This window comes from Xanthocytophaga agilis, assembly GCF_030068605.1.
GTDB classification, from domain to species: Bacteria; Bacteroidota; Bacteroidia; order Cytophagales; family 172606-1; genus Xanthocytophaga; species Xanthocytophaga agilis.
In genome coordinates, this window is record NZ_JASJOU010000001.1 from 36,850 (window position 1) to 50,443 (window position 13,594).

A 13,594-nucleotide genomic window follows, 5' to 3' on the forward strand; every position below is an offset into this window, starting at 1 on the left:
TGCTGTCAATAGGTATTGTAAAAAACTACTTTATCTTTTTCTTTGCGTTTTTCCCATTGTAGGGTTTCCAGTTCAGGCTGTGTGAAAAATCTGTCTACATACCCCAGGCACAAATACGCTATCAATTGATTGGATGCTGGGGCAGATAGGATTTGTTTTACTTTTTCTGCGTCAAGAATACTTACCCAACCTAATCCAATATTAAGTGCTCGTGCCATTAACCACATATTCTGAATCGCACAGACTACACTATACAACCCCGCTTCCTTCATGCTGGTCTGACCCAGCACCACTTCTGCAGATGGTTTGTAGAAAATGGCAATGTTCACAGGGGCTTCCAGAATGCCCTCCAATTTTAACTTGATATATTGTTTTTGTTTTTCATCCGAAAAGCATTGGACTGCCTTTTCATTTTCTTCTTCAAAGCTTTCCCGAATCTGCTTTTTAATAGTCTCATCTTTGATGATGACAAACTCCCAGGGTTGTGAAAATCCAACGGAAGGGGCATGCAGGGCTGCCATCAGTAGTTTGTCCAGAGTATCATCTCCTAATGGTTTATCCAGAAACCGATTTCCTCTTACATCCCGGCGGTTAAGAATAATCTCTTCCAGCAATTGTACATCTTCCTGAGTAAATAGTTTTCCTTCTGTCATATACCTGTATCCGTTTGGTAAAATGAATCAAGTGTAAATGCTGCATTGACTATGCTTGCTGCTACATTACTTCCTCCTTTTTGCCCTTTTATTAGAACATAAGGAACAGTAGGAATAGCTTTTAGCTTTAATTTGGACTCTACTACATTAACAAAACCTACAGGAGCGGCAATAATGCCCGCAGGCTTAATCTTTTGGTCAATCAACTGATCACAAAGCTCAAACAAGGCAGTGGGAGCATTGCCTACTACAAATAAGGCAGTAGGATGTTCCTCTGTAGCAATTCGCATAGCAGCCTGACTACGAGTCAGTTCTTCTTGGATGGATAACTCTTCAACACGAGGGTCATTCAGATAACAAATAACCTGAGTTTTGTATTGTTGTGTAAAGGCTTTGGTGATACCAGCTTGTACCATCGTAACATCTGTGACAATGGTTCCACCTTGTTTTAGATAGAGATTCCATTGAGTCATAGCCTCCAAAGAAGATTCATACAGATTTTCATATTCAAAGTCTGCTGTTGAGTGGATACAACGAATAACAGCCCATTGATCAGTTGGATGAAGATCTGTACGTTTTAACTGTTGTTGTATCTGACGGAAACTTTCGTCCTGTATCTGTTGCCCTGTTTGCGGTTTGCGGGATAGATATCCTCGTGGAGTAACCAGAAAGTTTTGAAATGTATAGGTTTGGGAATTGCCTATCATCACCAGCGAAAACATATCTACCAGACTGGTATCCATCTTTTCCAGAGTGGTCAATGTAATCTGTTCAGCTGGTCGTGTAATCTGTCGGATGATAGCGACAGGTGTATCCGGGCTTCTGTGCTGAAGAAATATCTCACGAAACCGCTCTAACTGCCAAAATCTTTTTTTGCTGCGGGGATTATAGATTGAGGTAACAAAATCACCCGTTGCTGCTCCCAAAATACGTTTTTCAATCGTACTCCAGGGAGTCATCAAATCAGATAATGAGATACAACAAAAGTCATGACCCAGTGGAGCTCCCAGTTTACCTGCTGATGCAATAAAAGCACTGATACCTGGAATGGTTTGAAGTTCTATATCTTTGTTTGCAGACAAACGGGCATATTCATAAACAAGAGATGCCATCGCATAAATGCCTGCATCTCCGGAACTGATAACCGCTACATGTTTGCCATCCTCACATCTTTCAACTGCCAGTTGAGCTCGGGCTTCTTCCTCACTTAATTCTTTACCAATACATTCGCAGCCTGGTTTGAGTAAATGTTCAATAAACTGAAAGTAGTAACTATAACCAATCACAATATCCGCCTCCGATAGTACTTGCTGGGCTATAGGTAAAATATAATCTTTGTCACCCGGACCAATGCCTACAACACTTAACTTCATAATTGTTTTTTGAGAATGAGCAATGAAAAATAGGGAATATCACGGTTCATGATTTCTTCCAGTGAGGTGCTGATGAATTGTTGTGCTGTACCCAAACGTTCACAATAGAAAAGCATTACCGCCTGTTGTTGGATGACAGGGATTATTTCCTGTAAAATGCTCCTGACTTTGATGAGAATTACCGTTTCAAAATCAGAAAGGTACTGTTGTAGTTGCAGAACATTGCTTGTACGAGGCAGAACGACAATTTTTTCAGTAAGTAAGGCCAACGGAATCTGATGCTCCGCTGCTCCCAATAGAAACGAAGGAACTCCAGCCACAATTTCTACTTCTAACTGATGTTGCTGAATGTAGGTTAACAGATAGGAAAAGGTACTATAAAAAGAAATATCCCCTTCACTAACAAACGCAATCTGCAGGCCATTCTGATAATCAGTAAGCATTTGCTTAAAGGTATTGGCATACGTTTGTTGGGCTTCATTCCGATTATCTGACATCTTCAAAAACATTCCTGTCAGTTTGTTTTCATCCAGATCATACGCTTTCAGGATAGGAAGAGAATAACTGGTTGTCGTACCTTCTTCAGTTACAGAGCCTGGATAGTAAATTCTATCCACTGTTTGTAACAATCGCAGCCCTTTTACTGTAATCAAATCCGGATCTCCTGGACCCAGTGAAATACCATATATCTTTCCTTTTTTCAATGAGTTAGTGTTGGTTTTTACTTAAATGCCCAGAATCTTTTTTACACCAGAGAGAATCCCTTTCTTCTCTGCAATTTTCTCATCCTCTTCAAAAAGGATTCCTTTTACTGCTAAGTGATGCCCAACCTGTTCTTTTCCTACCTCATTTTCAAAGCCAACAATCTGTGTACGGTATTTACACAACTGGCAGTTCATATTAGGACTTCCTTTTTCTGCTTCTGTAATGCGTTCACTTAAGGCTTCGAGCAACAGATCATCTGTTTCAAAGGAACTGGTATAGAGAAATTCTTTCTCTGAGGTGCTATTGAAGGTATCTATCTGTTCGTAAATTCGTTTTAAAAGTACTCCGGTAAAAAGAAAGATTGGAAGTACTACCACACGTTGGAAAGGCAAATGTTCCAGCAAAGGCAGGGTGTCTTTGAGCAAAGGTGTTGTTACACCAATATAGGCTGTAGTTCCAAATCCAAAGCCCATTCCTTCCCATAACATACGCATAAGTTTAACCACATCTGAATTTGCATCCGGATCAGACGTTCCTCTTCCAACCACCAGCAAACAAGTTTCTTTGCGATCTGTTTGTGGATGCTGAGCTTCCAGAACTTCAATGTTTTTCTTTGCCAGTTGGAGAATGGATGGTGTGATGCCTATATGACTGGCTAGCTTGATCGTTAATCCCTCATATTGTTGCTGGAGGCTATTCATCTCATATGGAATATCGTTCTTGGCATGCCCTCCGGCAAATAAAATGGCAGGCACAGCCGTAATTTCACGTACTCCTTCCAGATACATCCGTTCCACTGCCGCTGCATATACCGGATGAGAAAATTCCAGAAAGCCATAATCCACTATACGATCCGGATAACGGTGTTTAAGTAGTAACACCAGTTCCTTGAAGCCTTCAATGCCTTCTTTATCACGACTGCCGTGTCCACAAAGTAATATTCCTCTTTTCACTACTGACAGGTTAATAGATTTAGTGTTTGTTGATGCTTTTTTCAATGGCTGAAATGGCCAGAATATCCGGATAGATAAATGTATAATCTAACCTTTGTTTGATTTTGTCAGAACGGACGATTTTATAACCTGTTGCTGATTTGTCTGAAAATTCAGGCAAAGATAATCTATATACGGTTGCCTCTGTCATATAAAATTCTTTTCGTGTAGGATGGGTATCTGCACAGGCGTTAAATACTTCTCCCCATACATTTTGGTCAATAATTTTTTCAATCAGTTGGATACAATCATCTCTATGAATAAGATTCAATGGCGTATGGACATCTGTAACCCGCTTCTTATTGTGAAGATAATGATGGGGCATTCTGTCATAGCCGATCAGTCCTCCAAACCGCAGACAAGTAGTCGAAAATTGTTTTTGTAAAAGATATTCCGACAGATGCAACGCTTTTCCACTTCCTTTTTCTGCCAATTGTGTTTCTGCTTCTGTTACTTCCCGATTCACATCCCGATAGACAGAAGTAGAGCTGATAAATAAAATGTGTTGTAAAGATGATGTTTTCATGACAGATACTAATTGCTGTATCTGAGCCGGATAATAGTGTTCAATGTCTTCTCTGCGAGATGGTGGAAAGCAGACAATCAAAATATCACAAGACAGAAATCCAGCAAGATCATCACAGAAAATACTTTGATCTGTGATTTCAAGATGATAAGGAATAATATTTCGATCTTTTAATTTTTCTATATCAGTAGTTGATGCAGTCGATCCTTTAATAGGATATCCTTTTTGTAAGAGATGTTCTGCCAGAGGTAATCCCAGCCAACCACAACCTAGTATACTGATAGTCAAAGAATTCATCTGATGAAATTAGTGGGCTGTTCTACTATGTATTTTGTAACGGATGTAAAGGTCGATATACAACAATGCGATTAAACCTATAAATACAAGCCCCACTACATTGTTTTGGAAATCATCAAGTTCCAGTGCAGGATTAACCATACAGCTTAATTTATAGGCGGGAATTGCAAAACACATGAATGTAATCAATACATTGAGTTTAAAGCGATGGTTGCGAATCCGTTTCTGATCAAACTTCTGGAGTAATTTGCTAAGATAAAGAGAGTCGAAAGTACCTGTAAGCATCAAACCTCCTGAAAATACACAACCTCCAATAACTGCATAAACCCATTGGTCAGAAGCAGAAACTGCATAGCCAAATGCAGCAATCTGAGTAGAGGTATCAAAGATGAATCCAAATATAATTCCAGTTAAAATGATAGAGAATGGATTCAGGTGGGAGGTAAGTGATGTAGGCAGTAACCATTTACGTAGACTAACTGTCTTTACCTCTTGTTTTTGAGTGAGAGTAATGACATTGGAAATACCAATTATGACCAACATAATCAATGGAACCCATTCAATTAATAAGTTGAGAGATTCGGGTACTTCAAAACTGTTCCGCAGTAAGCTAAGGAATAAAGCAATTCCAGTAACCATAAGTCCATGACCGAATGTAAACAGAGTTCCTACCCAGCGAGCCCAACGGCTTTTGGTTTCATGAAGGCGGTAAGTAAATCCATCAATAACAGTAATGTGATCAGGGTCAAGTCCATGTCTCAAGCCTAATACGAAAAGTAAAAGTAATCCGGAAACATGATTCCCTGTAATTTCCAACATAAAGAGTAACAAATTTAGAGTGAACAGTAAGTCTGACTCCAAACCTGTAGGGATATATAAACTAAGAGGGGATTGGGCACACAAAGCCCATACATCTCTCTCTTCTGCTTTTTTCCCGAAGCAGGATGGATTGCACAAATGGCAGGTCTTCTGACTTGTTCAGTTTTTAACGCCTTCCCATGAGAGATCTCACAGTGGCTGGAGATGTTAAAAACGTGTAGAATGAACTTACAGCAGCGGGTACTGTCCCGGACTTACACCGGATTCCCTTTTAATCTTTAGAAAATTATTCTGAAGAACCAGTTTGTGGTTGTAAAGATAGATATCTGTTTTAGATTTTTACAAAAACCAGTGTATTTGTATATCCAATCTATTCAAAATATAATATGTAAGGCTAATAATAAGTAGAAATAGAAGTGTGGTTGCATGATTAATATAATAGATTCGATAGAATTCGTTATGGGTAATATCTCTGACAGTATGACCAATAAAAGGTTTTTCAACAAGTTTACCATGATAAACATTCGGGCCGCCAAATCTCGTATCCAAAATACCTGCTAATGCAGCTTCCGGATAGCCGGAGTTGGGACTGGCATGTTTATGACCATATTGGAAAATAAACTGAAGTCCACGTGTATTAAATGTCACCAGCACCATCAATAATGCAGTGAGTCGTGCAGGTATAAAGTTTACTATATCATCCAGACGAGCTGCAACTTTTCCAAAGTAAAAATACTTGTCGTTCTTGTAGCCAATCATAGAATCCAGTGTATTAATCATCTTGTATGTCATCATACCTGGGACCCCTGCTAATGCATAATAAAATAAAGGAGCAATTACACCATCGCTCAGATTTTCAGATAGGGTTTCGCAGACTGCAGTACGTATTTGGTTTGCATTCAGTTGACTGGTGTCTCTCCCCACAATCCACGACAAACGTTTACGACCTGCTTCCAAACCCTTTATATTGAGTTGATCGAAGACTTCTTTTCCCTCCTCTAAAAGGCTTTTATTGGCAAGACCATAAAAAAGAAATACTGAAGCGAATATGTAATAGAGTACAGGGTGTATGTAATAAAGGAATTTTATCACCCAATAGAAAAACAAAAATGTGCTTACACATAGAGTAGTTGTTAGGAGTGCTCCTTTTATAACTTGAAATGAGTCCTTATTGAGAAGTTTTTCTCCATAATAAATCAGATTGCCAAATAATCGGATAGGATGTGGAAGCCATCGGGGATCACCAAGACACAAGTCAAGCAAATAACCAATCCACAGAGGAATTAGAAATACTAAATAGGAGTGTGACATGTAGAATTATTCTGTATAAGTCAAAGATTGAGAAGATTCTTAATGCCTACCAGATCATATAGAAAACTGCAATCTTCTCCCCAATAAAAATGAATATAGGAAGCAAGTACATTATTCTTTCTATATACAGGTACATCAATATCTTTCAGACGTGCTGTTTTAACCTGAATATCTGTTGTACTTTCATTGTCTGTAGTCATTATTGAGTAATGGAATTCATGTCCTTTGTATATATTATCATTATGGTATACAGATCGATATCCTAACGAAAGTTTTGCATGCTGCATGGATGTGGTAATATCCAGAAATCCAATCATTGGATATTCTTCTCCTTCTGCATTGATAATAGATTTTCCCAGATACATCATACCTCCACACTCTGCTAATACATACCCGTTGTTTTGGCAATAAGCCAACAAAGCATCTCTTAAGGATATGTTTTCTGATAGCTGTTTTAAATGTAGTTCAGGATAACCTCCAGGCAGATAGATTAAATCTGCTTCAGGTAGAATAGTATCATGTAATGGGCTAAAAAAAGTGACTTGTCCTAATCGCTTTAGGACTTGAAGATTTTCCGGATAGGTGAAGTTAAACGCTTCATCTTGTGCAACTGCTATTTTTAGAGAAGCTATATTGGGAGTATTAGCAGGTGAAGTCTGAGCAGTTGGAATAGTGCAAAGATCTAATAGCCGATCTATTTGTACGGTTTTTGAAATATGTAGAGCCGCTTTCTCTATTATTTCTGAATAATTGTGTTCAGAAGAAACAGAAAGTCCAAGATGACGGGATGGGATACTTATTTCCGGATTGGCAGGAACATATCCAAGGCTTTCAAGTTCTACATCTTCACAAGCCTCTTTTAAAAACTGATAGTGACTTTCTGTAGTAACAAAGTTGAAAATCACTCCTGCAATTTTAAGCCGGGAATCAAATGTCTTAAATCCATGCAGCAAGGGTGCAACCGAATAAGCCATGGCTTTGGCATTGACAACCAGAATAACAGGAAGATCCAATAATATTGCCATTTCTGCGCTACTGCCCTGCATTTTGTATGCACCATCAAAAAGACCCATAACCCCTTCCACTACAGCTACATCTGCATTCTGTATATTCCATCTATAAAGAGAGTGAATATGTTCCTGACTCATCATAAATGCATCCAGGTTGATGCTTTGTTGACTGGCTGCCAATGTGTGATGTTTGGTATCCAGATAATCAGGACCACATTTGAAAGGTTGTACCTTATATCCTCTAAGACTTAATGCTTTTAATAATCCAAGTGTTAGTGTAGTTTTGCCGCTATTACTGGTTGGAGCGGCAATCAGAAATTGAGGTTTCATGCCTCAAAGATAGAAGTTTTATTCCAGTACCTGCTTTTTCATTTGCTATAACAATTGAATGTCTGTTAACACAAAAGTATATGCCAAACCGGGAGAACTTATTCAAGGGATGCTTCCGGATGGTACCCGGTTTCTGGTGAGTAATAAATCGTCGCAGCTGTTTTATACTAGTACAACTATTAGATCTCATGATAAAAATGCTGTACTTAATCCTCTTAAACCCAAAACTTGTCAGGCAATACATGTATTTTATGATTACCTGTCAAAAGATAAGTATATATCTAAACAGCAGATAATTCATATTCAACAGTCATCCAATATTCCACAAGGAAAAGGGTTGTCCTCCAGTTCAGCAGATATTCTCGGGGTTTTGAGTGCCTTGAATTTATTTTATCAAACTAACTATACAGCAGAGATTCTTTATCAACTGGCCGTTCAGGTTGATCCAACAGATCCTTGTTTACATGAAGGAAATATAGTATTTGACTCTTCTCAGGGAGCAGTAATGAAGAGTTTAAACGAAATTCCTTACTGTATTCTCTACTTTGATACAGATTTTGATTCAACTGTTGATACTATTAGCTTTGGCCGATCTGTTCACTATTCTGAAGTACAAATGCAGAAATACGAGGAAATAATACAGAATTTGCAAAGGGCTTTCAAAAATCAAGATTATACTCTTTTATATGAATGTACAAAACTAAGTGCCCAAATAAATAACCAGATCTTGCCTAAACCTGGTTTTGATTTACTGAATGAATTTGCGCTGACACATGATTGTGGAGTTTTTGTAGCCCATAGTGGTACCTACATGGGATTGATTATGGATTTAGTAACCTTTCAGCAAATTCATAAAAAGGCTATTGCCTGGATTAAAAAACATTGGAATACAACTATTTATTCTGAATATCTATGACTGTTCTCAAACCCATTATGTTTGTGGGTACGGCTTCTGATGTTGGAAAAAGCATTATTAATACTGGGTTTTGCCGGATCTTTAAACAAGACGGCTTTAACCCTGCACCGTTTAAGGCACAAAACATGTCTTTAAACAGCTATGCAACACCTGATGGATTAGAGATTGGAAGAGCACAGGCAGTACAGGCAGAAGCCTGTGGGATTGACTGCCATACAGACATGAATCCGGTGCTCTTAAAACCGTCTAGTGAAAAGAGCTCTCAGATAGTTCTTAACGGAAAGCCGGCTGGAAATCAATCAGCTTATGATTATTTCATGGGAAATAATAAACAGGAATTATTTAAAGAGGTAATTGCTGCCTATGATAGGTTGTCCCAGAAATACAATCCAGTTGTGATGGAAGGAGCTGGAAGTATTTCAGAACTTAATCTGAAACACAGGGACATTACAAACATGCGTATGGCTTTGTATGCCAATGCAGATACATACCTGGTTGCTGATATTGATAGAGGAGGAGTATTTGCCAGCATTTATGGAACGATTGCTTTACTGCCTCCAGAGGAGAAGGCGTTGATCAAAGGAGTAATTATTAATAAATTCAGAGGCGATAGCCGATTGTTTGAGGATGGTCGTAAAAAAATAGAAGAGCTATGTGGAATTCCGGTTGTAGGAGTAGTCCCTTATTCAAAAGGTCTGGATATTGAGCAGGAAGATTCGGTAGCATTACAACAAAAGCAATTCCGTCAGAAAGAAGGGAGAGTAAATGTGGTAGTGGTGTTATTGAAAAGACTATCTAACTATACCGATTTCAGTGCCTTGGAAAGAGATGATCGTGTACATCTGTTTTATAGCCATGATCCATCAGAAATAGCAAAGGCTGATATTATTATCCTTCCAGGTAGTAAAAATACTATTGCAGATCTGATTGATATTAGAAACAGCGAGGTGGCACAAGTCATTGTTAGTGCATTTTATCAGAATAAAACTGTAATAGGAATTTGTGGTGGGTACCAGATGATGGGATTAACAGTTAATGATCCGCTTCACATAGAAGGAGAAATAGAAACGATGCCAGGCTTGGGTTTATTGCCTGTACATACTACACTAACTGCTGAAAAGATTACTAGACAATGTCAGTTCAGATATAAAGCCCGCCATGAACTATGTGAGGGCTATGAAATCCATATGGGTATTTCTGAAACAGAGCAGAACAAACCTCTGACTAGTTCACTATCTGGACAAACGGATGGGTATTGGCTTTCAGATTTATGTTGGGGGTCGTATATACATGGCATACTGGATAATAAAATCGTTATAGACGATTTACTGAGTAGGTATCTCTCCCACGCTCATACTCTATCTGACTTCATTGATACGAAAACGTATAAAGAGCAACAATATGATCAACTGGCTCAACACTTGCGTACTCATATAGATATTGCTTACATTTACCAACAGCTTCAATCCTGATATATGTTAAATGGTCACGGAGACGATGGGTATTTATATCAAACTCCTATTGTTGCCAACTTCAGTTCCAATGTGTTTTATGATGGTTTTCCCGATTCCTTAAAAAATCATCTGGCTACTATATTAACAAATGTAAAAAGCTATCCGGAAGTAGATGCAAAGCAGTTGGCTAACTTATTAGCTTCAACAAACACTGTGGATACAGATCAGTTGATCGTTACTAATGGTGCTACAGAGGCTTTTTATCTTATTGCACATGTATTTAGAAGGAAGTCTGCCACTATAGTTATTCCCGCGTTTGCAGAGTATGAAGATGCCTGTAAAGCCAATGATATACAACTGGAGTTTTTGCATTGGGATAATCTTCATTCTGTTTCTAACTTAAGAACAGATTTGTTCTTCATCTGTAACCCCAATAATCCAACGGGAGCTGTTATTGAACAAGATTTGTTGCAAGAGTGGATTATAGCAAATCCTCAGACTACCTTCATAATTGATGAGGCATACATAGATTTTACGCATTCCATTCACTCCTGCCTGCATTTTACTCAGACGTATCGAAATGTGATTGTGGTTCGGTCTATGACAAAAGCCTACAGTATTCCTGGCTTGCGTTTGGGATATCTGGTTTCAGACTCAGCATTAGTCAAGCAGATCTTTGTTGTTAAAATGCCCTGGTCTGTGAATAGTTTAGCTATTGAGGCTGGTATATTTATTCTCAATCATAAGGAAAACTTTATTCTCCCTTTGGATGAGATCTTGTCTGAAACCAAACAATTACAAGATGAATTAGCCATATTACCTGGTATAGAGATAACTCCATCTCATACAAATTTCTTCCTGTGCCGAACCGGAAGGGAAACATCTGCTCTATTAAAAAACTATCTGATACAACAATATGGTCTTTTGATACGGGATGCTTCTAACTTCAGAAGTCTTAAACCACAACATTTTCGTATTGCCAGTCAGGGCGAAAACAAAAATAAACTTTTGATTAATGCTTTAAAACAATGGTTGGATTCTGGAAAATAGAGAAATGATGTAATTGCTACTATTGATAGTTCCTTATTTTTGTGTTCTGTAAAGATATTGTTTTCAAATTGAAAGTCTAATCTGTACCTTTGCCCGAATTCTTATAATACAGGAAGATAATTATTTATTTAGTAGATCAGAAACAAGTGAAATATTACAAATACTTTCTGCTTAGTTTGGGTGTAATTATCCTTGATCAGGCTGTTAAAATGCTTGTACACCATACCATGTATCTTGGAGAAGAGTTTTCTGTGTTTGGTGATTGGTTTAAGATACACTATACCCGTAACCCGGGAATGGCCTTTGGAATTGTACTTGATCATCAGTATGGAAAGCTGGTTTTAAGTGTATTTCGTTTGTTTGCTATGGTTGGGATAGGCTACTATCTGTATTATCTGGCACAAAAAGGTGTAAATGAAGGTCTGCTATGGTGTACATCTCTTATATTAGGTGGCGCTATTGGTAACGTGATTGATAGCACTATTTATGGTGTTCTTTTTGATTTGACTACTCCTAATGCTCCCACACCCTGGTTTCATGGAGAAGTAATTGATATGTTTTATTTTGATCTGTGGAGAGGAACAATCCCTTCATGGGTACCACTATGGGGGGGAGTAGAAACCTCTCTCTGGCCTATCTTTAATATTGCAGATTCTTCTATTTTTGTAGGTGTTGCTATTATTCTTGTGATGCAGCGTACGTTTTTTGCACATCAACAGGAGACAGAAAATCCAAAAGAAAACTCGTTGGAAGTGACCTCAGAGAACGAAACAAACTCTAATACTGGCTCTACAGAATCCACAACGGCTGGTTGAGGACAGTATTATTTTCATTTAGTATACAAACCACTTAGCCATAGAACTAAATCGCGTCTATTTTACTTATAGATGTAATTTAGTTCTATGGCTAAAATTTTATACCCGATAGTAAGAGGTGTTATTGCTATTTTTTTACTTTTTGCAGATTGATGAGATGAGCTATACAAAACAATTAAGAAGGTTTGGTCAGGATGTTCCTGATAATGTAGTGAAGGAATTATCAGGCTATACCTGGAGAGACTGGTTGAGAGTTCCTAAGAATAAGCGGTTTGTTATTAGAGAAACTGTTTTTGTCTTTTTGATTTATGCGATATTTTCAAAAGGATGGTCTTGGCAACCTATTATCAGTTCCCTGTTTGTGAGTTTGCCAGCTGGGTATATACTCGCTAATTTTGAAGCTCATGCTTCTGAATTTCGAATGATATTTCGCAGGAGGCGATTTTGGACTTATGTTATATTTAAGACATTACGTCTCACTTTGATTCTAACAGTTATATTTCATGTGATATTTTCCATTGCCTATGTTTTGAAGATATCCTGGTTATTTCCATATTCCATCTTTGTTGATAACTTTGAAGATTTTTATACAAGACAATTTTTCGAATTTTTAATAGTTACATTAGTATTAGAGATGTTTGTAAATGTCTATTTAACATTAGACAGGAAGCTTGGAAAGAATTCGCTTCTGAACCTGGTCACAGGTAAGTATCATCAGGCGCAACGTCAGGAAAGAGTGTTTCTATTTCTGGATATTAAGAATTCAACAACGATTGCAGAATCAATGGGCGAACTGAAGTTTAGTGAGTTTTTACAGGATTTTTACTACGATATTAGTGATCCTATAGATCGTCAGGGAGGAGAGGTATACCAATATGTAGGAGATGAGGTAGTTGTTTCGTGGGAGGTATCAGAGGGTTTTAAAAATAATCACTGTGTAAGAGCATTTCTGGATGCGAAAACGAAAATTGAAAACTTCAGAGAGTATTATTATGATACCTATGGAATTGTTCCAGAATTCAAAGGTAGTTTACATTCGGGGTCTGTTATCGCTGCAGAAGTTGGAAAAATAAAATCAGAGATTGCATTCCATGGCGATGTATTGAATACTGCTTCACGAATGTTAGATTTGTGTAGAGAATTGCAGCAGGAGTTATTAATGTCTGAACGGGTATTCTCACAATTACAACCAACAGAACTTTTCTACACAGTTGATCTTGGACATTATAACCTTCGTGGCAAGAATCAGTCTGTGGGATTATATGGTGTAAAATCTTTAAAAGATTCCTTTAAAAAAGAAAATAGCAAAATAAAAGTAGAAGCATAGTATTTGACTTCTATTG

General features: G+C 37.9%; 13 protein-coding genes and 1 riboswitch. Of the genes, 5 read left to right on the forward strand and 8 right to left on the reverse strand.

The genetic code is table 11. The features are described from left to right. Positions 1–5: 5 nt before the first annotated feature. The 8 genes from bluB to QNI22_RS00210 form a co-directional block, all read right to left on the reverse strand. Entirely contained in the window at positions 6–653 is a 648-nt protein-coding gene (gene bluB / locus QNI22_RS00175; RefSeq protein ID WP_314508560.1) for a 5,6-dimethylbenzimidazole synthase, read from the reverse strand. Next, complete coding sequence (gene cobJ, locus QNI22_RS00180) at positions 650–2,026, reverse strand: precorrin-3B C(17)-methyltransferase (protein WP_314508562.1); 1,377 nt, start codon at positions 2,024–2,026, stop codon at positions 650–652. Before cobJ ends, bluB begins: the two co-directional genes overlap by 4 nt. Further along, a complete protein-coding gene (cobI, locus tag QNI22_RS00185) occupies positions 2,023–2,730 on the reverse strand; it encodes a precorrin-2 C(20)-methyltransferase (protein ID WP_314508564.1) in 708 nt (235 codons plus the stop codon). The genes cobJ and cobI overlap by 4 nt, the downstream gene beginning before the upstream one ends. Positions 2,731–2,751: 21 nt before the next feature. After that, a complete protein-coding gene (locus QNI22_RS00190; RefSeq protein ID WP_314508566.1) occupies positions 2,752–3,729 on the reverse strand; it encodes a sirohydrochlorin chelatase in 978 nt (325 codons plus the stop codon). Next, the gene (locus tag QNI22_RS00195) at positions 3,704–4,546 is read right to left on the reverse strand and encodes an NAD-dependent epimerase/dehydratase family protein (protein ID WP_314508568.1); all 843 of its coding nucleotides are present in this window, start codon (positions 4,544–4,546) and stop codon (positions 3,704–3,706) included. The genes QNI22_RS00190 and QNI22_RS00195 overlap by 26 nt, the downstream gene beginning before the upstream one ends. A gap of 9 nt (positions 4,547–4,555) precedes the next feature. Continuing rightward, positions 4,556–5,365, reverse strand: a complete 810-nt coding sequence (locus tag QNI22_RS00200) for a HoxN/HupN/NixA family nickel/cobalt transporter (RefSeq protein ID WP_314508570.1) — start codon at positions 5,363–5,365, stop codon at positions 4,556–4,558. A gap of 123 nt (positions 5,366–5,488) precedes the next feature. Beyond that, a riboswitch (cobalamin riboswitch) is annotated at positions 5,489–5,685 on the reverse strand. Between the two features lie 19 nt (positions 5,686–5,704). Continuing rightward, on the reverse strand, positions 5,705–6,676 hold the full coding sequence (cbiB, locus tag QNI22_RS00205; protein WP_314508572.1) for an adenosylcobinamide-phosphate synthase CbiB: 972 nt from the start codon (positions 6,674–6,676) through the stop codon (positions 5,705–5,707). A 20-nt stretch (positions 6,677–6,696) separates the two neighbouring features. Continuing rightward, positions 6,697–8,016, reverse strand: a complete 1,320-nt coding sequence (locus QNI22_RS00210; RefSeq protein WP_314508574.1) for a cobyrinic acid a,c-diamide synthase CobB — start codon at positions 8,014–8,016, stop codon at positions 6,697–6,699. Between the two features lie 58 nt (positions 8,017–8,074). Between QNI22_RS00210 and QNI22_RS00215 the strand changes: the two genes are divergently transcribed. The 5 genes from QNI22_RS00215 (at position 8,075) to QNI22_RS00235 (ending at position 13,578) form a co-directional block, all read left to right on the forward strand. Then, positions 8,075–8,932 (forward strand): GHMP family kinase ATP-binding protein, encoded by an 858-nt coding sequence (locus tag QNI22_RS00215; RefSeq protein WP_314508575.1) that lies wholly within the window; start codon positions 8,075–8,077, stop codon positions 8,930–8,932. Next, the gene (locus tag QNI22_RS00220; RefSeq protein WP_314508577.1) at positions 8,929–10,404 is read left to right on the forward strand and encodes a cobyric acid synthase; all 1,476 of its coding nucleotides are present in this window, start codon (positions 8,929–8,931) and stop codon (positions 10,402–10,404) included. Before QNI22_RS00215 ends, QNI22_RS00220 begins: the two co-directional genes overlap by 4 nt. A gap of 3 nt (positions 10,405–10,407) precedes the next feature. Continuing rightward, positions 10,408–11,436: a pyridoxal phosphate-dependent aminotransferase gene (locus QNI22_RS00225; RefSeq protein ID WP_314508579.1), complete on the forward strand. Its 1,029-nt coding sequence runs from the start codon at positions 10,408–10,410 to the stop codon at positions 11,434–11,436. A 146-nt stretch (positions 11,437–11,582) separates the two neighbouring features. Then, positions 11,583–12,251, forward strand: coding sequence for a lipoprotein signal peptidase (locus QNI22_RS00230; RefSeq protein WP_314508581.1), 669 nt, complete (start codon positions 11,583–11,585; stop codon positions 12,249–12,251). Between the two features lie 157 nt (positions 12,252–12,408). Further along, positions 12,409–13,578 carry an adenylate/guanylate cyclase domain-containing protein gene (locus QNI22_RS00235; protein WP_314508584.1) on the forward strand — a complete coding sequence of 390 codons (1,170 nt, stop codon included), beginning with the start codon at positions 12,409–12,411 and terminating at the stop codon, positions 13,576–13,578. Positions 13,579–13,594 lie beyond the last annotated feature (16 nt).